The sequence below is a fragment of the Rhizobium anhuiense genome (assembly GCF_003985145.1).
In the GTDB taxonomy this organism is placed as follows: Bacteria; Pseudomonadota; Alphaproteobacteria; order Rhizobiales; family Rhizobiaceae; genus Rhizobium; species Rhizobium anhuiense.
Genome location: NZ_ML133521.1, coordinates 1,147,708 through 1,169,696, shown reverse-complemented (window position 1 = coordinate 1,169,696; position 21,989 = coordinate 1,147,708). Strand labels below are relative to the sequence as shown.

23 protein-coding genes are annotated in these 21,989 nt (G+C 60.9%); 18 read left to right on the top strand and 5 right to left on the bottom strand.

Translation table 11 applies throughout. The features are described 5' to 3' along the window. The gene (gene uxuA, locus EEQ99_RS05670) at positions 1-1,188 is read left to right on the top strand and encodes a mannonate dehydratase (RefSeq protein WP_127430114.1); all 1,188 of its coding nucleotides are present in this window, start codon (positions 1-3) and stop codon (positions 1,186-1,188) included. Between the two features lie 66 nt (positions 1,189-1,254). Here uxuA and EEQ99_RS05665 read toward each other — a convergent pair whose 3' ends face one another. Continuing rightward, a complete protein-coding gene (locus EEQ99_RS05665) occupies positions 1,255-1,902 on the bottom strand; it encodes a TetR/AcrR family transcriptional regulator (RefSeq protein ID WP_127430113.1) in 648 nt (215 codons plus the stop codon). 135 nt (positions 1,903-2,037) lie between these two features. On the opposite strand from EEQ99_RS05665, the gene EEQ99_RS05660 reads away from it, so the two are divergent. Both EEQ99_RS05660 and EEQ99_RS05655 read left to right on the top strand, forming a co-directional pair. After that, positions 2,038-3,222 carry an HlyD family secretion protein gene (locus tag EEQ99_RS05660; protein WP_097544679.1) on the top strand — a complete coding sequence of 395 codons (1,185 nt, stop codon included), beginning with the start codon at positions 2,038-2,040 and terminating at the stop codon, positions 3,220-3,222. A 23-nt stretch (positions 3,223-3,245) separates the two neighbouring features. Beyond that, the gene (locus EEQ99_RS05655) at positions 3,246-4,835 is read left to right on the top strand and encodes a DHA2 family efflux MFS transporter permease subunit (RefSeq protein WP_127430112.1); all 1,590 of its coding nucleotides are present in this window, start codon (positions 3,246-3,248) and stop codon (positions 4,833-4,835) included. Positions 4,836-4,874: 39 nt separating this feature from the next. Here EEQ99_RS05655 and EEQ99_RS05650 read toward each other — a convergent pair whose 3' ends face one another. Then, positions 4,875-5,744 carry an aldose 1-epimerase family protein gene (locus tag EEQ99_RS05650; protein WP_097630930.1) on the bottom strand — a complete coding sequence of 290 codons (870 nt, stop codon included), beginning with the start codon at positions 5,742-5,744 and terminating at the stop codon, positions 4,875-4,877. A 119-nt stretch (positions 5,745-5,863) separates the two neighbouring features. After that, positions 5,864-6,193, bottom strand: a complete 330-nt coding sequence (locus tag EEQ99_RS05645) for a DUF6665 family protein (RefSeq protein WP_049813404.1) — start codon at positions 6,191-6,193, stop codon at positions 5,864-5,866. Between the two features lie 204 nt (positions 6,194-6,397). Between EEQ99_RS05645 and EEQ99_RS05635 the strand changes: the two genes are divergently transcribed. The 4 genes from EEQ99_RS05635 to EEQ99_RS05620 all read left to right on the top strand — a co-directional run bounded on the left by EEQ99_RS05635 (position 6,398) and on the right by EEQ99_RS05620 (position 9,471). Beyond that, a complete protein-coding gene (locus tag EEQ99_RS05635; protein WP_127430110.1) occupies positions 6,398-8,020 on the top strand; it encodes an ABC-F family ATP-binding cassette domain-containing protein in 1,623 nt (540 codons plus the stop codon). Between the two features lie 100 nt (positions 8,021-8,120). After that, positions 8,121-8,513 (top strand): VOC family protein, encoded by a 393-nt coding sequence (locus EEQ99_RS05630; RefSeq protein WP_097630932.1) that lies wholly within the window; start codon positions 8,121-8,123, stop codon positions 8,511-8,513. 103 nt (positions 8,514-8,616) lie between these two features. Continuing rightward, positions 8,617-9,207, top strand: coding sequence for a hypothetical protein (locus EEQ99_RS05625; RefSeq protein ID WP_028756509.1), 591 nt, complete (start codon positions 8,617-8,619; stop codon positions 9,205-9,207). Positions 9,208-9,306: 99 nt separating this feature from the next. Further along, entirely contained in the window at positions 9,307-9,471 is a 165-nt protein-coding gene (locus EEQ99_RS05620) for a DUF1328 domain-containing protein (protein WP_028756510.1), read from the top strand. A 192-nt stretch (positions 9,472-9,663) separates the two neighbouring features. On the opposite strand, the gene EEQ99_RS05615 is transcribed toward EEQ99_RS05620, so the two are convergent. Further along, on the bottom strand, positions 9,664-10,293 hold the full coding sequence (locus tag EEQ99_RS05615; RefSeq protein WP_097630933.1) for a GNAT family N-acetyltransferase: 630 nt from the start codon (positions 10,291-10,293) through the stop codon (positions 9,664-9,666). Between the two features lie 195 nt (positions 10,294-10,488). On the opposite strand from EEQ99_RS05615, the gene EEQ99_RS05610 reads away from it, so the two are divergent. The 3 genes from EEQ99_RS05610 (at position 10,489) to EEQ99_RS05600 (ending at position 13,125) form a co-directional block, all read left to right on the top strand. Further along, positions 10,489-11,700, top strand: a complete 1,212-nt coding sequence (locus EEQ99_RS05610) for an MFS transporter (RefSeq protein ID WP_097630934.1) — start codon at positions 10,489-10,491, stop codon at positions 11,698-11,700. A 335-nt stretch (positions 11,701-12,035) separates the two neighbouring features. Beyond that, positions 12,036-12,557, top strand: a complete 522-nt coding sequence (locus EEQ99_RS05605) for a DUF992 domain-containing protein (RefSeq protein WP_028756513.1) — start codon at positions 12,036-12,038, stop codon at positions 12,555-12,557. A 100-nt stretch (positions 12,558-12,657) separates the two neighbouring features. Further along, entirely contained in the window at positions 12,658-13,125 is a 468-nt protein-coding gene (locus EEQ99_RS05600; RefSeq protein WP_244604770.1) for a GNAT family N-acetyltransferase, read from the top strand. A gap of 33 nt (positions 13,126-13,158) precedes the next feature. On the opposite strand, the gene EEQ99_RS05595 is transcribed toward EEQ99_RS05600, so the two are convergent. Next, positions 13,159-14,088, bottom strand: coding sequence for a LysR family transcriptional regulator (locus tag EEQ99_RS05595; RefSeq protein ID WP_097630936.1), 930 nt, complete (start codon positions 14,086-14,088; stop codon positions 13,159-13,161). Positions 14,089-14,160: 72 nt separating this feature from the next. Here EEQ99_RS05595 and EEQ99_RS05590 point away from each other — a divergent pair, with 72 nt between their 5' ends. From EEQ99_RS05590 to EEQ99_RS05555, 8 genes are all read left to right on the top strand, one after another. Then, complete coding sequence (locus EEQ99_RS05590) at positions 14,161-15,078, top strand: DMT family transporter (protein ID WP_174824432.1); 918 nt, start codon at positions 14,161-14,163, stop codon at positions 15,076-15,078. A 98-nt stretch (positions 15,079-15,176) separates the two neighbouring features. Next, the gene (locus EEQ99_RS05585) at positions 15,177-15,950 is read left to right on the top strand and encodes a DeoR/GlpR family DNA-binding transcription regulator (protein ID WP_063476188.1); all 774 of its coding nucleotides are present in this window, start codon (positions 15,177-15,179) and stop codon (positions 15,948-15,950) included. 234 nt (positions 15,951-16,184) lie between these two features. Next, complete coding sequence (glpD, locus tag EEQ99_RS05580; RefSeq protein ID WP_097630938.1) at positions 16,185-17,696, top strand: glycerol-3-phosphate dehydrogenase; 1,512 nt, start codon at positions 16,185-16,187, stop codon at positions 17,694-17,696. A gap of 41 nt (positions 17,697-17,737) precedes the next feature. Then, positions 17,738-18,817 (top strand): ABC transporter ATP-binding protein, encoded by a 1,080-nt coding sequence (locus EEQ99_RS05575; protein WP_047613245.1) that lies wholly within the window; start codon positions 17,738-17,740, stop codon positions 18,815-18,817. Positions 18,818-18,826: 9 nt separating this feature from the next. Next, positions 18,827-19,897 carry an ABC transporter ATP-binding protein gene (locus EEQ99_RS05570; protein WP_047613243.1) on the top strand — a complete coding sequence of 357 codons (1,071 nt, stop codon included), beginning with the start codon at positions 18,827-18,829 and terminating at the stop codon, positions 19,895-19,897. A gap of 2 nt (positions 19,898-19,899) precedes the next feature. Further along, positions 19,900-20,766: a carbohydrate ABC transporter permease gene (locus EEQ99_RS05565; RefSeq protein WP_047613241.1), complete on the top strand. Its 867-nt coding sequence runs from the start codon at positions 19,900-19,902 to the stop codon at positions 20,764-20,766. 1 nt (position 20,767) lies between these two features. Beyond that, positions 20,768-21,679 (top strand): carbohydrate ABC transporter permease, encoded by a 912-nt coding sequence (locus tag EEQ99_RS05560; protein WP_003552208.1) that lies wholly within the window; start codon positions 20,768-20,770, stop codon positions 21,677-21,679. Further along, complete coding sequence (locus EEQ99_RS05555; protein WP_018246653.1) at positions 21,679-21,975, top strand: DUF2160 domain-containing protein; 297 nt, start codon at positions 21,679-21,681, stop codon at positions 21,973-21,975. Before EEQ99_RS05560 ends, EEQ99_RS05555 begins: the two co-directional genes overlap by 1 nt. Positions 21,976-21,989: the final 14 nt, after the last annotated feature.

Genomic DNA, 21,989 nt, shown 5'->3' with positions numbered 1-21,989 from the left:
ATGCGACAGGGTTGGAGATGGTTCGGACCGGAAGCGCCGGTGACGCTGGATGACGTCCGACAGACGGGTGCGACGAATATTGTCTCTTCGCTGCATCAGGTGCCGATCGGCAGGGCCTGGACGGAAACGGAAGTGCGCGAGCGCCAGTCTCTGATCGAGACGACGCCTGGCGACCGTTCGCCGCTCGTCTGGTCGGTCGTCGAAAGCATCCCGATCCCCGACGCGGTCAAACGCAAGGGCGGGGAGGCCAAAGCCGAAATCGAGGCGTGGATCGCCAGCCTCGAAGCGGTGGCCGCCTGCGGCATTCCGATTGTCTGCTATAATTTCATGCCGGTGGTGGACTGGACCCGCACCGAACTCGATTTCGTGACGCCGACGGGTGCCACCGCCATGCGCTTCGACCACGAGCGCTTCGCGGCCTTCGATCTCTTCATTCTGGAACGGCCGGATGCGGCGCAGCACTATTCCGCGGAGGACCGCGAACGGGCGCGTATCGTCTTCGAGGCGATGAGGGACGACGAGATCGCCGACATCACCCGTATCATCGCCTCGGCTCTGCCTGGCTCGACCACCGAACCTCTGACCATTCCGGCCTTCCGCGAAAAGCTGGTCGCCTATAGCGGTATCGATGCCGCCAGGCTGCGCCGGCACCTGATCGAATTCCTGGAGGCGGTGACGCCGGCTGCCGAAGCGCGCGGTGTCAAGCTGACGCTGCATCCCGATGATCCGCCGCGTTCGCTGTTCGGCCTGCCGCGCATCGCCTCGACGGCCGATGATTATGCCGCTCTTTTCGATGCGGTGCCATCGGCGGCGAACGGCATGTGTTATTGCACCGGCAGTCTCGGCGTGCGCGCCGAAAACGATCTGCCGGCGATCGCCCGGCGTTTTGCTTCGCGCATTCATTTTGCCCATCTGCGCGCCACGACGCGCGAAGGCGACGGCCGGACGTTCCATGAAAGCGCGCATTTGGAAGGCGACGTCGATATGGTCGCGGTCCTCCGGGAACTGGTGGCGGAAGACCGCCGCCGCAGCGCGCAGGACACCATTGTCTTCCGCTCGGACCATGGCCACCGCATGCTCGACGATCTCGACAAGGTCGTCACACCAGGCTACCCCGCCATCGGCCGCATGCGCGGCCTTGCCGAGCTGCGCGGCATCCTGCATGCGCTGGGCGCCCCGCCGAACTGAGGGCGTCCCCTGTTCGCGCAGCGCCCTTCGGCGGAAATTATCGCGCTCTGAAGCCCGAAGGACGCTTCAGAGCGCGCAACCCTTCAAGAAAAGATCGGCGCACATCTTTGCCCGCGCCTGGATCGCCTCGATCTTGGGCGGCGGTTCCTGGCGCAGGATCGCCGCACGCTGCGGCTCCATGGCCATCATGCCGCGCAGCATGCCGCAGGCCAAATGCGGATCGTCGAGCGCAATGAGGCCGCGCTCGACCTGGCGGCGCAGCCAGTCCTCCATCAGCTCATTGGTGCGCAGGATCGCCTGTTCGTAGAAGGACGTGGCGATCTCCGGAAAGCGGTCCGATTCGCCGATCACGAGGCGCATGATGGTGACCGTCTCGTTCGAGAGCGACAGCATGCCATAGGCCATCAGCATGCGCTCCAGCCCGTCCCTCAGGTCTGCAGTGGCGAGCGTTGCGGGATCGAGCGCAAGCAGGAAACCGACGATACGCTCGGAGATCATGCTGGCGAAGAGATCGGCCTTGGTCGGAAACAGCCGGTAGAGGGTCTTTGTGGAAACACCAGCCTCCTGGGCGATCGTGGCGATGCTTGCCGCCGCGTAGCCATTCTCGTGAAACTGGGTGTTTGCTGCCTTGATGATCAGACCCTTGGTGTCGTCGTCACAGCGTATCTGCGGCCTGCCGCGCGGCCTCTTCTCGATTTGTTGATTTTGGACCATCGCAATTTTCCAAATTCTTGTTGACATCGATTTTATAGAGCATATTTTGGAAAATATCAAGTTTCCTAATTAGGATTCCACCTGACTTCAGAGGCCGCAGCCCAAGAGACGGCGACCGTCATCCGGAGAAAGACAATGACCATCAAGACGCTGCATGCCCTCAACAACAACGCTGCTCCCGAAACCGTCGCCGAAGCCGCCCCGGCCAGCCTGGACGCGGGCCAGCGGCCGCGCATCGCCGAAGCCGCCGCTCCGATTGCCGAGGAAAAGCCCGCCCGCAAGCGCGGCGGCCGCTCGCTGCTACTTGGCGCCACCGCACTGGTGTTGATCGCCGCCGGCGCCTATTACGGCCATGATTACTGGACGGTCGGCCGCTTCCATATCTCGACCGACGATGCCTATGTGAAGGCCGACAACAGCACGATTGCCCCGAAGGTTTCCGGCTATCTCGCCGAGGTCCTCGTCATGGACAACGAGACCGTCAAGGCAGGCCAGCCGCTTGCCCGCATCGACGATCGCGACTTCAAGGCGGCCCTCGATCAGGCCAAGGCCGATGTCGCTGCCGCGGAAGCTACCGTCAGCGCCAAGCAGGCGTCGCTCGAGATTCAGCAGTCGACGATCGCTGCGGCCCGCGCGACCGTCGACGTCGATCGCGCCAACGAGACCTTCGCCGAGCAGAACAACAAGCGTTATTCGAACCTTGCCACCAGCGGTTATGCCCCGGTCCAGACCGCCCAGCAGGCCGCCTCGCAGATCGCCGCCGCTCAGGCCACCATCGTGCGCGACAGCGCCTCGCTCGATGCCGCCGTCAAGCAGGTCGATCTTCTCAATGCCGAGCTTGCCCAGGCGAGGGCCTCTCTTGCGCGCAGCCAGGCCGTCCAGCGCCAGGCCGAGCTCAGCCTTTCCTATGCGACGATAACAGCCCCGGTCGACGGCACCGTCGGCAATCGGACGCTGCGCGTCGGACAATATGTCCAGGCCGGCACTCAGCTGATGTCGGTCGTGCCGACGACGGCTGCCTATGTCATCGCCAACTACAAGGAAACGCAGTTGACCGACGTCCGGGCCGGTCAGCCGGTCGAGATCGAGGTCGATATGTTCCCCGGCCGCACCTATCACGGCCATGTCGACAGCCTCGCTCCGGCAAGCGGCCAGGAATTCGCGCTGCTGCCGCCCGATAACGCCACCGGCAACTTCACCAAGGTCGTTCAGCGCATTCCGGTGAAGATCCTGCTCGACGGCGATGCCGCCGCAAACGGCGATCTGCGCCCCGGCATGTCCGTTCAGCCTGATATCAATACCAAGAACGATCGCAGCTAGGCCAGCGGCGAGGAGTTTGTGTCATGTCCACCATCACAGCAACAGCCATCGCCGTTCCGCAACAAAGGACCGGGGCTAGCACCCGGGACTGGATCGCCGTTCTCGCAGGCATGATCGGCGCCTTCATGGCGATCCTCAACATTCAGATCACCAATGCCTCGCTTCTCAACATCGAGGGCGGGATCGGAACAGGCGTCGACAACGGCGCCTGGATTTCCACCTCCTATCTGATCGGCGAGATCGTCGTCATTCCGCTGACGGCCTATTTCAGCAACGTCTTCTCGTTCCGCCGCTATATCCTGGTGAATTCGATCCTCTTCCCGCTGTTTTCGATCGCCTGCGCCTTCGCCCATGATCTCGGCACGATGATCCTGCTGCGCGGTCTGCAGGGTTTTGCCGGCGGCGTGCTGATCCCGATGGCCTTCACCATGGTGCTGACCAAGCTGCCGAAGAACCAGCAGCCGCTCGGCTTGGCGATCTTCGCGCTTTCGGTCACTTTCGCGCCGGCAATCGGCCCGACCATCGGCGGTTATCTCACCGAAAATTACGGCTGGCAGACGATCTTCTTTATCAACGCCATCCCGAGTGCCATCATGGCAGTCGCCCTTGCCCTGACGCTCGACAAGCAGCCGATGCAGCTCGGCCTGCTGAGGGAAGGCGATTGGCCGGGCATCGTCACGATGGCAATCGGTTTGTCGGCATTGCAGACGGTGCTTGAAGAAGGCAACAAGGAGGACTGGTTCTCCTCGCCCTTTATCGTCAAGCTCAGCATCCTCGCCGTCGTCTTCCTCGTCGCCTTCATCTGGATCGAGCTCACCGTGAAGAAGCCGCTGGTCAAGCTCAGCCTGCTGAAGCAGCGCAATTTCGGCATCGGCGTTGCGGTCAACGTGCTGGTCGGCGTCGCCCTTTTCGGCACCGTCTATATCCTGCCGCAATATCTCGGCCAGGTGCAGCGCTACAATGCCGAGCAGATCGGCAACGTGCTGGCCTGGACCGGCCTGCCGCAGCTGCTGTTGATCCCGCTCGTGCCGATGATGATGAAGCGCTTCGATGCCCGCTACATCGGCTTCCTCGGCATTTCGATCTTTGCGATCAGCTGCTTCATGAACATCATGCTTTCGGCCGATACCGCGGGCGATCAGTTCTGGATCCCCAACATTGTCCGCGCCATCGGCCAGGCTCTGGTGCTGACCCCGATCACCGCCATCACCACTGCCGGCATTGCACCTGCAGATGCCGCCGCCGCTTCCGGCCTGACCAACATGCTGCGCAATCTCGGCGGCGCCGTAGGCACGGCGACACTCGGCACGGTGCTGACCAAACGCGAGCAGTTCCATTCCAACATCATCGGCCAGTCGGTGACGCTCGGCCGCGACGAAGTCCGCAATCGCCTCGACCAGATGACAGGCTACTTCCTGTCGCACGGCGTCTCCGACCATGCCGTCGCAGCCCAGAAGGCCGTCGTGGCGCTGGGTCAGGTCGTCAAACGCCAGGCTCTGATCATGGGTTTCAGCGATACCTTCGCCGTTATCGGCGTGGTTCTTGCCATCGCAGCCGTCGCCCTGCTGCTCACCCAAAAACCGCGTGCCGGTGGTGGCGCCGGCGCTCACTGAAACGACAGCGCTCGCCCGCCTTCCCGGCGAGCGCTCTCACTATTGCGGAATTTCGACCGTAAAGGCGAAGCGGGCCACAGCGCCCGGCGCCAGTATCGTGGTGGACGGCCTCGCCGAAAGCTCGCGCGATGCTCCAGCTTCCGCGGCCGTTCCATGCCAGGGCTCGATGCAGAGGAAAGGCGCACCCGGCTTGGTCCAGAGCGCGAGATTGGGCAGGTTTTCGAAATGGAACTGCATGGCCGGCCCGCCTTCGGCGCCATAACTCAAGCCTTCGCCAGCCCCACTCGGAAAGATCATCGCATCCTGCTCGAACATCGCGTGATCCAGCACCAGCCGGCCGGCATCAAACGGCGAGGGCAGAGGCGCAGGGTTGATCAGGCCACCCGCCAGCCGCACAAGACCCGGCTCCCCCTTATTGTCGAGCGTCACGATATGGTTGCGCCCGGCAGCACCGGGCAGCGGCCAGGCGAAAGCCGAATGGAACCCGAGGCCGAACGGCATTGGCTTCTGATCGCGATTGGTGACCTCCGTCGTCACCGTCAACGCCCGGCCCTCCACCGCATGCACCAGAGCCAGCTGAAAATCGAAGGGATAAACCGCCCGCGTCGCCTCCGAGGCGATGAGTTCGTAGCGGCACATCGTTGCGGTGGATGCCGCAAGCGCAAATTCGCTGCGGCGGGCAAAGCCATGCTGGGACATCGGATAGACCGCGCCGTCGATCGCTATCTTGTCGTCCGGCGCCTTGCCGACGATCGGAAACAGGATCGGCGACCGCCCGGTCCAGAAGGCCGCATCGCCGGTCCATAACCACGAGCGTCCGTCGCTTGTCGTCAGCGCCTGCATCTCGGCGCCGAGCGAGGAGACTTCGACGGCGAGATCTTGATTCCCGATCCGGATTGAGCTTGGCATCGCGGCTCCCTTTCGCATTGGTGCGGCACCAAGCCATACCCTTCCGCACCGGGTATTTCCACCCCATAGAGAGAGGCGGGACGGCAGCCACGATGACAATAGAAGTGCCGTCGCGGTGCTTATTTCCGCACCGCGCCTAATCTCGCGATCACTTCATTCGGAATGCCGTAGCGCTGAATAGCGTCACGGTTGTTCCGCAACCCGCATATCTCACGCTGGATGAAGAATGCCCAGACGGCGTCGGATGCTTCATTGAGAAGCCTCTCGCGTTCCTCAGCGGTCTGGTGATCGGGAGCCCAGGCCTTCAGGGCGGCAAGTGTCGCCTCCACCTTCAGCCCGTGACGTCCGAGCGAATCCGCGCGTTCCGACATCAGCTCGTATTCGAGGACGTTGAAGCCGCTTTTATCGTGCTGGGATTGTCGGAAGGACTGCGGCGGACGAACGCTCATTGGCACAGGTCTCCGTTGGCGTGAGTTCCGATAATATCCAATCCTGTACCAAATTAAAGAAGGTGAGCAAGATGCCGTCCGAAATCCGCTCTCGCTTTTCGGCGTCGTACTCTTGATCGAGAGGACAGGAAACAGGGCTATCCTGCGGTTTCCTTGCATGGCATAAGCGCGCCAAAATCTCCTTCTCCAGGCGCCGCGCAAATCATGATCCGTATCGAAAATATCAGCAAGCAGCTCAGCCACCGTATCCTCTTCATCGAGGCGTCCGCGGCCCTCAATCGAGGCGAGAAGATCGGCCTGGTTGGTCCGAACGGCGCCGGCAAGACGACCGTCTTCCGGATGATCAACGGCGAGGAGCAGCCCGATGAGGGGCAGGTCTCCGTCGAGAGGGGCGTCACCATCGGCTACTTTAACCAGGATGTCGGCGAGATGGCCGGCCACAGCGCCGTTGCCGAGGTGATGAATGGCGCAGGTCCCGTCAGCATCGTTGCCGGCGAATTGCGCGAGCTCGAAGCCGCCATGGCCGATCCCGAACAGGCCGACAATATGGAGGAGATCATCGAGCGCTACGGCGAGGTGCAGGCGCGCTACGAGGAACTGGACGGTTATGCGCTCGAGGGCCGCGCCCGCGAAGTGCTTGCGGGCCTGAGCTTCAGCCAGGAGATGATGGACGGCGATGTCGGCGCGCTATCGGGCGGCTGGAAGATGCGCGTGGCGCTCGCCCGCATCCTGCTGATGCGTCCTGACGTCATGCTGCTCGACGAGCCGAGCAACCATCTGGATCTGGAAAGCCTGATCTGGCTGGAGGAGTTCCTGAAAGGTTACGAGGGCGCGCTGCTGATGACCTCGCATGACCGCGAATTCATGAACCGCATCGTCACCAAGATCATCGAGATCGACGGCGGCACGTTGACGGCCTATTCCGGCGATTATGAATTCTACGAGCAGCAGCGGGCGCAGAACGAGAAGCAGCAGCAGGCTCAGTTCGAGCGCCAGCAGGCAATGCTCGCCAAGGAAATCAAGTTCATCGAGCGCTTCAAGGCCCGCGCCTCGCATGCCTCGCAGGTGCAGAGCCGCGTCAAGAAGCTGGAGAAGATCGACCGGGTGGAGCCGCCCAAGCGCCGCCAGGCCGTCTCTTTCGAGTTCCAGCCGGCGCCGCGATCCGGTGAGGACGTGGTCAACCTGAAGAACGTGCATAAGAAATACGGCAGTCGAAGCATCTATGAGGGGCTGGATTTCATGGTGCGGCGGCGGGAACGTTGGTGCATCATGGGCATCAACGGCGCCGGCAAATCGACGCTGCTGAAGCTGGTGACGGGCACCGCCGAGCCTGACCAAGGCAGTGTGGCTCTCGGCGCCAGCGTCAAGATGGGCTATTTCGCCCAGCACGCCATGGATATTCTCGACGGCGAGCATACCGTCTTCCAAGCGCTGGAAGACCGGTTTCCTCAGGCGGGGCAGGGGCCCTTGCGCGCGCTGGCCGGGTGTTTCGGCTTCTCCGGCGACGATGTCGAGAAGCGGTGCCGCGTGCTGTCAGGTGGTGAGAAGGCGCGCCTCGTCATGGCGATGATGCTGTTCGACCCGCCGAACCTGCTCGTGCTCGACGAACCGACCAACCATCTCGACCTCGACACCAAGGAAATGCTCATCAAGGCGCTGTCGCAATATGAGGGCACGATGCTGTTCGTATCGCACGACCGGCATTTCCTGGCCGCGCTCTCCAACCGGGTGCTGGAGCTGACGCCCGACGGCATCCATCAATATGGCGGCGGCTATACCGAATATGTGGCGCGCACCGGCCAGGAGGCGCCCGGCCTGCGAAGCTGACCGGTATTTTTGCCCCGGCATGTCGAAACCGTCGGCGTCGAAACGACCAGTGAAGAGCTGGCTAGCGATATCGTTGGCCGCTTGGAGCAACGGAGGAGAAATGCCTATGCAGCTGGATCGGATCGAAGTCGTCACCCTGTTCGTCGATGATATCGACGAGGCCAACTCTTTCTACCAAAAGGTCTTTGCACCTGATGTCGTCTATCAGGACGCAGTATCCTGCGTGCTGAAATTCTCGGGAACGATGATCAACTTGCTCGATGCTGCGCAAGCGCCTCAGCTGGTCGAGCCATCCGCCGTGTCGCCCCCCGGTTCGGGGGCACGCGTACTGCTGACGATCAAGGTCGATGATGTCGATGCAGTTTGCGCAGAACTGCGCAAACTCGGGGTAACGCTGCTCAATGGTCCCGTCGATCGTCCATGGGGCCGCCGGACGGCGGCCTTTGCGGATCCGTCGGGCCATGTCTGGGAGGTCGCGCAGGAGTTGCGCTAAGCTGGTGTCGCCGCGTTCCGAGGTCGCCTTCAGATTTTGCGACTGTGATGCGTCTCGGCAAGTTTCGTTCACGCGAAGAACAGATTCGGCGGCTATCGCCACGATGATGACCAAATTCCGTGGTGTTCGGAGCCCTCTTCATGCAATCGGGGACGGGCGCATCGGCATGGACTGGATCAATCGCTATATCGATCAGCCGCTACTGCACGGCGCGGCGGGCTTGCTGCGGAGTTGGCATCTGCGCACGCGGCAACCGCCGGAGCTGCTGGAGCCGACATGGAATCTCGTCGTGCTCTCCTTTCTGCTGATCGCGAGCGGGCAGGTCGTGTCCGGCAAGCCTTTCGCGCTCAGCATTGCCGCACTGGTCATGCTGGCGCTGCCCTCCGTGCGAAAGCTGCTTTCGGCGGTAAAGGCAGGGGGAGGCGGTTACGGCGCACGGGAATACAAGTCGCTGAGAGCGCGCGCCATCGCCAAACGCGAGGCGGAGTGGTCGGTGCGCATCATCGTGTTGTTCGCATCCGCCTGCCTTCCGTTCATCGCCCGCATCGACGATCCGGTGGGAGCCTATTTCATGCTCGGAGCAAGCATCTGGTTCGTATTGACCGGCCCGCTCAAGGCCTATCTCGATGCGGCCGAACCTCCCGAACCGAATGAAGGTGATCGGACATATAACGGCGTCTTTCATCTCGGCTGAATGGGGTCGGCGCGACGGTGCATCTACCCGCGGCAAGGCCGACGGGAACCAAATGGGGCGGCCTCCGTTATCTCCGCAGCAACGTAAAAGGAGATTGCGATGCTTTATTACGCTCTGGTGTTTCTCGTTGTGGCTTTGATTGCCGGCGTCCTCGGATTTGGCGGCATCGCAGGGGCCTCAGCTTCCATTGCCCAGGTTCTGTTCTTCATTTTCCTGGTGCTGTTCGTCGTATCGATCGTCATGCGCCTAATGCGAAAAGTATAACGCGGACAGATCAAGTAGAAAAACCCGGCGAAACTCATCGCCGGGTTTTTCTTTTACTGGTGCCGGGATGCGGGCAGTTAAAAATTCTGCGCTAAGGCAGAATGAAACATGACCACGGATTGCCCAGGCCATCATGCGCGTCAGGAACGAGCTTCGCAATGCGTCTGGTTGCCGTTTTGCGATAAATGGCACCTAGCCAAGGATTGGGATATGAGGGGCTGCCGTCCTTGGCAGCACGCCGTTCAGTCTTGGGTCATCCGTCACTTCGACCATGAAAGCATATGGCTTGAAGCCGGACCGCTGATAGAACGGCAATGCATTCGGATGATCGAAATGGCAGGTGTGGACCCAAAGCCGTTCGATGGGATGCGCCCAGGCAATCGATAACGTCTTGTCCATGAGATAGCGCCCCGCGCCGGTTCCGATCGAACTTTTGGCAACTCCAAAGAAAACCAGTTCACACTGACCATGTTGCCGGAAATCAAGCTCCAGCATGCCGGACGGCCTTCCTTCCGCCAGCAGCACGTATATTTCCACCAGCGGGTCTTGGAGAATGGCCGTCAGTCTGTCATCGGGCATGACCAAGCGTGAAACCCACATCCAGTCCTCTCCGACCAGCCGGAAAAGCTGCCGATATGCCACAAGATCGGGAGCTTTCATCCGCTCGAGAGAGATCCCAGGAATAAGGTTGGCTTCCCTGGAGGCCGGCTTCTCCGTCATCTCCAGACAGGTGACGGCATTTGCAAGTTTACCCTTGGGGACCAAAGAATATCCCACGGGCAAATGTGGATTGGAATTATTCGATTTTTCAACAGTTTCCATAGCCATCACCCAATTGCGATCCGCTGCCCTCCCGTCGATTTCTTGCATCGCATGAACCGCTGACCTGCGCGAGGAATTTATCGTTACAGATGGTGTGACAACTCGCGCGTGAGAAAGTCATGCAGGCATTGCGTTGCGGCTTGCGTCGGTGCGGGACTGCGCAATACTCCGAGCGATAAATATCTGAAAGGCCGATTGATTTTGCCATCCATATTTTCACCTGTTTCACTGTCCGACGACGCAGACTCACCAAGCGGATGGTGGGTCGTCGGTGGAGCGCATGCGCTGACAGCTGTAACCTTCGGATCAGCCTACGCCTTCTCCGCTGTGTTTCCCGGTCTTTCCGAGGAATTCGCGGCATCGCGTGGCCAGATCGCGCTTGTCTTCTCCATCTCGGCTTTGGTGTTCTATTCGCTGGGCGCAATCGCCGGCCCGCTTGCCGATCGCTGGTCGTCCCGCGCCGTCATAGCGACGGGTTTGGTGGCAATGATCATCGGTTACGCCGGAGCCAGCCAGGCACAGTCACTGACCTCGCTCTACGTTTGGTACGGAGCCGGAGTGGGGCTTGGAATCGGCCTCTCTTATGTTCCGGCGATTGGAGCTGTGCAGTCTTGGTTTATCCTCAAGCGGAGCCGCGCGTCAGGCATTGCTACGGCCGGCCTCGGCCTCGGCACGCTGTTGCTGCCGTTTACGATCGGCCGGCTTGTCTCCGGGCTTGGTTGGCGTGGATGTTTCATCGGTTTGGCGGCCGTCATAGCCGCAATCGGTCTGCCGGCGGCAATGCTCGTGCGTAGACGCCAAGACAACAGCATTCCTGCAGAACTGCGATCCAGCGACCGGCCCAGCCCTTTCACCGTATGGCGCGATGGCCGTTTCAGCCTGTTCTACGTCATGCTGCTCTTGGTGTCGTTCTGCACATTCATTCCCTATGTGCATATCGTCCCGGCAGCGCATGACATGGGTCTGTCGCTTGAAAGCGGTACAATCCTTATAGCGCTCATCGGCGTCGGAAACATCTTTGGGCGTCTCGTGCTGGCCGGTTTGGGCGACCGCATCGGTTCCTTGCGCCTTTTGACAATTCTTACCTTTGCTGTTGCCGGCTCATTCGTCCTGTGGTCCGCTGCCAACGGCATGGCCATGATGGTGCTTTTCGCCCTGTTGTTCGGGGCGAGTTATGGTGGCTGCGTCGGCCTTTATCCGGCCGTCGCCGCCAATCTCTTCGGCACCCGTCATATCGGAACGATACTGGGCTATCTCTATACGGCCGTGGGTGTGGCTGCTTTGCTGGGGCCAACAATGGCGGGGCTCGTATTCGATAAAACCGGTAGCTATCTGGGCCCCATACTGTTCAGCGCGGCTGCCGCTGTCGTTGCCGGTTTCCTGACACTCTGGCTTCGGCAGAAATAGTAGCGCCGCAAATGAACAGAGGCGGCCGGACCGAGCCTTGTGGTCACCGTCCGCTCAGCCGGATGTCACCGGTTGGAGATCGATGTGCCTTTCTGGCAACCATTCCGGATAAGATCATGAAATAATCGAATGCCGCGAAAAGGTGCCTTCGAAATGTCCCAATGGGGGCTGAACCGTAGGCTTGTTTGTCGCTTGCGCCTTCCCATGCGCTTTGACATGCGATGCGTAAATGATGCCGGTTCGGGATCGTTTTGCGGTTCCGTCCGTTATCTGTTGCCGAATCTGGTGGCGAGTAGCCGGGTATGCTCCCGTCACGATTTGAGAAGGAGAGACTTATGAACAAAATTCTTGCGACGGCCTTTGCCGCGGTATCGTTGACCTTTGTCGGAGCGGGGGTGGCCAATGCCGCCGACCTCGCCACCAGGACATATGAAGAGCCGGACCTGCGCAATGGCGTGAAGATCGGTTATCTCACCTGCGATATCGGCGGCGGCACGGGTTATGTGCTCGGTTCATCCAAGGAAGCCGATTGCATCTTCCAGTCGACCGTCGGCAACGAGCTTTCGGATCGTTATACCGGCGAAGTGAGAAAACTTGGCATCGACCTTGGTTTCACCACGCGCAGCCGCCTGATCTGGGCCGTGTTTGCGCCGACCGCCGGCTATCACCGCGGCTCGCTCGCCGGCCTCTATGTCGGCGCTAGCGCCGAAGCCACGCTCGGCGCCGGTGTGGGCGCCAATCTCCTGGTCGGCGGTACCTCCGGCTCGATCCATCTGCAGACGGTCAGCCTGACCGGCCAGCTCGGCCTCAACGTTGCGGCAGGCAGCGCCTCGATGACGCTAACGGCAGCGAATTGATGTTCTTTTTTGGCGCCTCCTGCCCATGGCGGTGGGGAGGCGCCAACTCTTCTGAGGAGCGATTTCGCGCCCTCGCATGCCCAAGCCGGATCACGACATGATGGATATTCGAATGGCAACGCCCGACGAGGACGAGGTCCTGGTGGGGCACTATCTGAAGATCTGGGACAGCTACGGCACACCACCGGAACACTACAGCTCCGATGCGGCGGCGCGGATCTTGTCTTTCATCAGAAGCGGTCGCGAAGAGCGCCGCCTGACCTCGTTCCTTGCGATCGTCGACGGTGAAATCGCCGGTTCTGCATCCTGCCAGCTGCACCAATCGCCGTTTCCGGAGGTCATCCGTCCGGAACAGCGGCTGTTCGGTTATATCTGGTCCGTCTATGTCGCCGACGCCTTCCGTCGGCGCGGCATCGCATTGGCGCTGACCAACAAGGCCGTCGATTATCTGAAATCGATCGGCTGCACGACGGTCGTCATCCATGCCTCGGATGCCGGCGAACCCGTTTATAGGGCTGCCGGTTTCGAACTGGCGAAGGAAATGCGCCTGAGGTTCCCGGAGGAATAACGACCCGGATGCGGCCGGTGCCGCATCTTCCGCTTACGTCTTTGGCCGGCCGGGTGCGATAAAGGCGGCGATCGTCGCCGCGTCTTGGCCGGCCTCACGCAGGAAGCGGCTGGCAAATTCGATGGCGGGGCTTCGAAGCGCATCGTCCGGGCGGATCAGGTGAAAGGCCACGTGATAATCGAGCGTCCGTTCCGAGACAGTGACGACGCGCCCGGCCGCCAGCGCCGCATCCGACAGCGGCGGTCGCGCCAGCGCGATGCCGAGCCCCTGCGCACAGGCGTCGATCACCAGATTATAGTCTTCGAAGCGCCGGTCATGGCCGCGCGGCGTATAGTCGACACCCTCGCGGGCGAGCCAGCGGCGCCAGCCTTCGATGTTCGAATCGTGCAGGATCGGCAGTTCGAGCAGCGACAAGGCATCTGAGCGCTGTCCGAGCCGGTCCGCCAGCGCAGGGGCAGCGATCGGACACGATTTCTCCTGCCAGAGCGGTAGGGCGCGCACGCCCGCCCACGGCCCCTTTCCGCAGCGGATGGCAAGATCCGTGCCTTCGCCGAAATCCGCCAGCCGGTGTTCGAGCGTCAACTCGACATGCAACTCGTTTCCCTCAAGCTTCGGCAGGCGCTGAAACAGCCATAGCGAGGCGACGGAGGGTGTTACCGAGAGGCGCACTACCGCCTTGTTGCGGCGGGGCAGCCAGCGCTCGCCACTATTGCCGAGCAGCGCCAGCGCTTCCTCCGCCCGCGCGAAAAACCGCATACCTTCCGGCGTCAGGCGCACACCTCGGGCTTCGCGGGCAAACAGCCGCACGCCCATCCAGCGCTCCAGGCGCGAGACCTGCCGCGACACCGCGCCATGGGTGATGCCGCTTTCCTCGGCCGCGGCCGAAAACGATCCGAGCCGGGCGGCGCGGGCAAAGGTCTCGAGCGTGTCGAGGGGCGGAAGCACGGGCGAGCTGTGAACCATACGCACATTTGATCATCGATTGCGATGCTTTTCAAGCACGGATCGAAGGCCTAATCCATTTCACAGAAACAGATGGAGGCGAAAATGAGCATGGCGGCAAGCGCACCGGTTACGGCGAAACAGCAAGGCGGGTTCGATATGGTGGCCTTTGCGGCGATCCTCGTTACCATCCTCTTCTGGGCGTCCTCCTTCGTGGTGATCCGCATCTGTCTCGGACCGCTGACGCCGATCGAACTGGCGACGGCGCGTTATGTGGCAGCCGGCGCCATCGCCCTCGTCTACCTCGCCATCTACCGGCCGATGCCGGAAAGGCGCGATTTCCTCCGCCTCTCCATTGCCGCCGTGCTCTTCATCGCCGCCTATGCGGTTTTGTTGAACACCGGCGAGCAGACGGTTGCGGCAGGGCCGGCGAGCTTCATCATCAACACCATGCCCGTCTTCACTGCCCTGATTGCCACATTCGCGCTCGGCGAGCGCTTTGGCCGCTGGGGCTGGGCGGGTACCGCGGTTTCCTTCGGCGGCGTAGCGCTGATTGCAGTCGCCTCCGACGACGGTTTCAAGCTCGATCCAAATGCGGTCATGATCCTTGGTGCAGCGCTCTGCTCGGCGATCGCCAGCGTGCTGCAGAAGCCGCTGCTTGGACGGCTGCCGGCGCTTGCCGTCACCGCCTGGATCCTGCTCATCGGTTCCGTGCCGCTGTTTCCGGCCGTCCCGGCGACAATCCAGGCGCTCGCGGCCGCACCGGCCGAAGTGAACTGGGGCGTTGCCTATCTCGTCATCTTCCCCACTGTGATCGGCTATCTCACCTGGGCGATCGCGTTGAAGCGGCTGACGGCCGCCCGCGCTTCGAATTTCCTCTACGGCGTTCCGCCGGTCGCCACGCTAATCGGTTTTGTCTGGCTGGGCGAAACGCCAACGGTGCTCGGTGCGGTCGGTGGCGTCATGGCAATCCTCGGTGTGCTCATCGTCAACGTGATGCGGAAGCGATAGCGTGAGATTCGAGCCGCGAGGGCGAACTGGTAACAGATAGGCATTGCGCTGCCCTTCGCTTTCTTTAAAACGAAAGCAGATACGAAAGGTATGCGCCCATGTTCTTGACCGACCGGCAAACCGAAATCGTGGCGATTGCGAAATCGAGCGGCAGGGTTCTGGTCGAGGAACTTGCCTCTCGCTTTTCCGTGACGCGGCAGACGATTCGCAAGGATCTGAACGATCTCTGCGACGCACAGGTGCTGACACGTATTCATGGCGGTGCCACATTCCCGAGCGGCACCGAGAACGTCAAATACGAGGCGCGCCGCCAGATCGCCGCTTCCGAGAAGCAGGCGATCGGCATTGCCGCGGTCGAGCTGATCCCGAGCGGCGCCTCGCTCTTCATCAATATCGGAACGACGACCGAGGCGGTGGGCGAGGCGCTCGCCAATCACCACGAGTTGATGGTGATCACCAATAATATCAACGTTGCCAATAGGTTGCGTTCCTTTCCGGCGATCGAAGTGGTGATCGCCGGCGGGGTCGTGCGTGGTTCGGACGGCGGGATCGTCGGTGAAGCGGCCGTCGATTTCATCCGTCAGTTCAAGGTCGATTACGCCGTGATCGGCGCGTCGGCGATCGACGTGGACGGCGCGCTTCTCGACTACGATTTTCGCGAGGTGAAGGTGGCTCAAGCGATCATCGCCAATGCCAGGCATGTCATCCTGGTTGCCGATTCGACGAAGTTCGAACGCACTGCACCGGTCAGGATCGGCCAGCTTTCGCAGGTCCATACCTTCATCACCGACCACTGTCCGGTGGCGTCGATCCGCAATCTCTGCCTCGAAAACAATGTGAAGCTGATCGAAACGAACGGCAGATCGCGCTAGCGGATAGGGCTGAAAAGCGTCAGCGCCTTTCGAAAGCGCACGATGCTCTATGCCTTTGATTCAGATGACAATTCTCATTTTATCCTGATCCGGCCTAAAAATCGTCCAGATCAAGGTGGTGATCTCCGAAACATTCGTTTGACATTCGTATTTCTTTCGTTTTAACTGGTGTCACTTTCGCAATTGCGCAAGTTTTGTGCGATGCGAAATCTGCAGCGGGGCTCGGAGGGGATATTGGGCCGGGAGATTCACGACATATTCGTCATCGGTGGCGGCATCAACGGCTGCGGCATTGCGCGCGATGCTGTTGGGCGCGGCTATTCGGTGGCGCTGGCGGAGATGAACGATTTCGCCTCGGGCACTTCGTCGGGCGCCACCAAGCTGATCCATGGCGGCCTGCGTTATCTCGAGCATTACGAATTCCGCCTGGTGCGCGAATCGCTGATGGAGCGCGAAATCCTCTGGGCGATGGCGCCGCACATCATCTGGCCGCTGCGCTTCGTGCTGCCCTATCACAAGGGCGGCATCCGTCCGGCCTGGCTGATCCGGCTCGGCCTCTTCCTCTACGACCACCTTGGCGGCCGCAAGCTGCTGCCGCCGACCTCGGTGCTCGACATGCGCCGCGATCCGGCCGGCAAGCCGCTGAAGGCGCTGTTTGCCAAGGCCTTCGAATATTCCGACGGCTGGGTCGACGATGCCCGCATGGTGGTGCTGAACGCCCGCGACGCCGCCGACAAGGGGGCGACCATCATGCCGCGCACCAAAGTCGTGTCGGCAAGGCGCGAGAAGGGCCTGTGGCATATCGAGACCACCGATACGGTCACCGGCCGCAATGACAGCCATCAGGCCCGCATGCTGGTCAATGCCGCCGGTCCCTGGGTCGACCATGTCATTCGTTCCGCCTTCGGCCAGAACGAAGCCCATCATGTCCGCCTCGTCCAAGGCAGCCATATCGTCGTGAAAAAGAAGTTCGACGATGTGAGAGCCTATTTCTTTCAGAACCCCGACAACCGCATCATCTTCGCCATCCCCTACGAGGGCGACTTCACGCTGATCGGCACCACCGACCGCGACTATACCGCCGATCCCAAGGATGTCAGGATCTCCGAGGAGGAGACCGTCTATCTCTGCAATGCGGCGTCGGAATATTTCAAAGAGCCGGTCAAGCCGGAAGATATCGTCTGGACCTATTCGGCGGTCAGGCCGCTTTATGACGACGGTGCCTCGAAGGCACAGGAGGCGACGCGCGACTATGTGCTGAAGCTGGAAGGCGAAGGTGCCGCACCGTTGCTCAACGTCTTCGGCGGCAAGCTCACCACCTATCGCCGGCTTTCCGAACATGCGCTGGAGAAGATCGGTGCTGCGATCGGCGTCAAGGGCGCCCCGTGGACGGCCAAAAGCCATCTGCCGGGCGGCGACTTCCCGGTCCGCGGCTATGAGGCACAAGTTGACAAGCTGAAACGGCGTTATCAGTTCCTCGCCGATCAGCATGCCCGCCGCCTGGTGCGCCGCTATGGCACCAGGGCCGAGGTGCTGCTCGGCGATGCCCGCGGCATCGACGATCTCGGACGGTTGTTCGGCGGTGATCTCTACGAGGCGGAGGTCACCTATCTCGTTAAACAGGAATGGGCCCGGCACGCCGAAGACGTGCTGTGGAGGAGAACAAAGGATGGCCTGCGCCTTTCGAAGGAGCAGGCTCAGTCACTGGAGGAGTACATGGCTGCCATGCCGGCGATGGCCGGATAGGAGCCCTGTGGTCCCCGCTGCGTGGAGGCACGGGAATCGGAATGCTGGAACTGCGGAACGCCGCCAAGATGGTGGGCGCGGACTATCACATTTATCCGACCGATCTGGTCCTCGAGCGAGGCACGCTGAACGTCCTGCTCGGGCCGACGCTGTCGGGCAAGACGTCGCTGATGCGGCTGATGGCCGGCCTCGACCGGCCGACGGGCGGCTCCGTCCATTTCGACGGCGTCGATGTCACCGGCATGCCGGTGCAGAAGCGCAACGTTGCCATGGTCTACCAGCAATTCATCAACTATCCGGCGCTGACCGTCTACGAGAACATCGCCTCGCCGATGCGCATATCAGGCAAGGATGCCGCCACGATCGACCGCGACGTGCGCAAGGCGGCCGAGCTCCTGAAGCTCACGCCCTATCTCGACCGCACGCCGCTCAATCTGTCGGGCGGCCAGCAGCAGCGCACGGCGCTGGCGCGCGCCCTCGTCAAGAATGCCAGCCTGGTGCTGATGGACGAGCCGCTCGCCAATCTCGATTACAAGCTGCGTGAAGAGCTGCGGCAGGAATTGCCGCGCATCTTCGCCCAGTCCGGCGCGATCTTCGTTTATGCCACGACGGAACCCTCCGAAGCCTTGTTGCTGGGTGGCAATACGGCAGCGCTCAACGAGGGCCGGATCACGCAGTTCGGCCCGACGATCGAGGTCTATCGCAATCCGCTCGATCTGACGACGGCGAAAACCTTTGCCGACCCGCCGCTGAATTTTATTGATCTGGTCAAATCGGAAGGCAATTTCCTGCGCGATGGCGCCGTGATTTTTGCCGTGCCGCCGCATCTTCAGAACGTGCCGGACGGGCCGGCAACGATCGCGTTTCACCCGCATCATCTTGCACCAACCGCCCAGACGGCTGATTCGGCGCAGCTGATAGCACGGACACAGATTTCGGAGATCACGGGATCGGAAAGTTTCGTGCATCTACAATTTGCCGGCACCCGCTGGGTGATGCTTGCGCACGGCATCCACAATATCGATCCGGACACGGACCTCTCCGTTTTCATCGATACGCGCCACCTGATGGCGTTCGGCGCGGACGGCCGGGCGATCACCATTGCCGGGCAGAGGGGCTAGGAGAAGATCATGGCACGTATCACCCTCGATCATATTCGACATGCCTATGGGCCGAACCCGAAGAGCGAGAAGGACTACGCTCTCAAGGAAGTGCACCACGAGTGGAACGACGGCGGTGCCTATGCACTGCTCGGACCTTCAGGCTGCGGAAAGACCTCGCTGCTCAATATCATTTCCGGCCTTATTCAACCGTCCGAAGGGCGAATTCTCTTCGACGGACAGGATGTTACGAACCTGCCGACGCAGCAGCGAAATATTGCGCAGGTATTCCAGTTTCCGGTGATCTACGACACGATGACCGTCTATGACAATCTGGCTTTCCCCTTGCGCAACCGCGGAGTCGCGGAGCCTGATGTTGATCGTCGTGTCCGCGAAATACTGGAGATGATTGATCTTTCAGACTGGGCCAAGCGGCGCGCGCGCGGTTTGACGGCGGACCAAAAGCAGAAGATTTCGCTCGGCCGCGGCCTTGTGCGCTCGGATGTGAACGCGATTCTCTTCGATGAGCCGCTCACCGTTATCGATCCGCATATGAAGTGGGTGCTGCGGTCGCAGCTGAAGCGGCTGCATAAGCAGTTCGGCTTTACGATGGTCTATGTCACGCATGACCAGACGGAGGCGCTGACATTCGCCGACAAAGTCGTGGTGATGTACGATGGCGAGATCGTGCAGATCGGCACGCCGGCCGAGCTCTTCGAGCGTCCGAGCCATACCTTCGTCGGCTACTTCATCGGTTCTCCAGGCATGAACTTCATGCCAGCCAAGGTGGAAGGCCGCACGGTTCGGGTCGGCGAGCACGCGCTGACGCTCGACTATGCGCCAAAGACTGCGGCAGCGGCCAAGGTAGAGCTTGGAATCCGGCCCGAGTTTATCAGGGTCGGCCGCGAGGGCATGCCTGTAACCGTCAGCAAGGTGGAAGATATCGGCCGGCAGAAGATCGTCCGCGCCCAGTTTGCCGGCCAGCCGATCGCGATCGTCGTCCCTGAAGACGGGGAAATTCCGGCTGATCCCCGGGTGACCTTCGAACCGTCGGGTATCAGTATCTATGCCGACTCTTGGCGCGCCGGACCGGAGGCTTGATCATGGAAAAAACCTGGAACAACAAAGCGTGGTTTCTGGTCCTGCCGGTCCTCGTGCTGGTGGCATTCTCGGCCGTCATTCCCTTGATGACGGTTGTGAACTATTCCGTTCAGGACACTTTCGGAAACAACCAGTTCTTCTGGAACGGAACGGACTGGTTTACCCAAATCCTGCATTCCGACCGTTTCTGGGCCGCCCTGCAGCGAAATCTGGTTTTTTCGTTGATCATTCTCGCTCTTGAGATCCCGCTCGGTATCTTCATTGCGCTCAACATGCCGAAATCGGGCATCGGCGTGCCGGTGTGCCTGGTTCTGATGGCGCTGCCACTACTGATCCCGTGGAACGTTGTCGGCACGATCTGGCAGGTGTTCGGCCGCAACGACATTGGTTTGTTCGGCTATTCCCTCAATGCCATCGGCATCGATTACAACTATGTGCAGGATCCGCTCGACGCCTGGGTGACGATCATCATCATGGACGTCTGGCACTGGACGAGCCTGGTCGTTTTGCTCTGCTATGCCGGCCTCGTTTCCATTCCGGATGCTTTCTATCAGGCAGCCAAGATCGACGGTGCGTCTCGTTGGGCGGTATTCCGCTATATCCAGCTGCCAAAGATGAAACGCGTTCTTCTGATCGCCGTGCTGCTGCGTTTCATGGATAGTTTCATGATCTACACCGAGCCTTTTGTCGTCACGGGCGGCGGTCCCGGCAACGCGACCACTTTCCTGTCGATCGATCTGGTCAAGACCGCCCTCGGACAGTTTGACCTCGGTCCGGCCGCTGCTATGTCGCTGATCTATTTCCTGATCATCCTGCTGCTTTCGTGGGTGTTCTACACCGTCATGACAAGCCACGACGCGGAGAATTGAAATGAGCGCCTCCAACGAAACGACAGCGAGCCGAAAAATCTCAGGCGTTACCAGTGTCGCAAGCGGTCTCTCCTCCGATGAAGTAAGCCGTCTGATGCGCCGGCGCGGCGAGGAATCGCGCTGGTGGTGGCTGGTTCCGACGATCTATATCATCGTGCTCCTGCTGCCGATCTATTGGCTCGTCAATATGAGCTTCAAGACCAATGCGGAAATCGTCAATTCTCTGACGCTTTATCCTCATAACCCGACGATCGCCAATTACGTGACGATCTTCACGGAGAAGGCGTGGTATTCCGGCTACATCAATTCAATCACCTATGTCGTGATCAACATGGTGATCTCGGTGGCAGCTGCGCTGCCGGCGGCCTATGCCTTTTCCCGTTATCGGTTCCTTGGTGACAAGCATCTTTTCTTCTGGTTGCTGACGAACCGGATGGCGCCGCCGGCGGTTTTTGCCCTGCCGTTCTTCCAGCTCTACTCAGCCTTTGGACTGATCGATACGCACATCGCCGTGGCATTGGCGCATTGCCTCTTCAACGTGCCGCTTGCGGTCTGGATCCTTGAAGGCTTCATGTCCGGCGTGCCGAAGGAAATCGACGAAACGGCCTATATTGATGGCTATTCGTTCCCGCGGTTTTTCCTGAAGATCTTCACGCCGCTGATTGCGAGCGGCATAGGTGTCGCCTGCTTCTTCTGCTTCATGTTCTCTTGGGTCGAGTTGCTGATCGCACGAACGTTGACGACTACCGACGCGAAGCCGATCGCTGCCACCATGACCCGTACCGTCTCCGCATCCGGCATGGATTGGGGCTTGCTCGCCGCCGCGGGTGTTCTGACCTTGATCCCAGGGGCGCTGGTGATCTGGTTTGTGCGCAATTACATCGCCAAGGGCTTCGCCCTGGGGAGGGTTTGATGGGCTTTTCACTTCCCGATTTTTCATGGATGGCATGGACCTGGCCGACGGCCGCGTTCTTCATCGTTATCGCATTGCTGCTGATCGGCATGGGGGTCTGGGAGTATGCCGTGCCGGGCGGCAACCCGCGGATCGGAATCCTGCGCTTCGAGACGACGCGCGGTGACCGGCTTTTCCTTTCGCTGCTCGGCAGCGCCTTTATCCATCTTGCCTGGCTTGGTCTCGCGGGATCAAGCCTCTGGTGGGCTCTCGCTCTCTCCGTTGTCTACGCCGTCGGCGTATTCCGTTACGTGTGAGGCAAACTGATGCA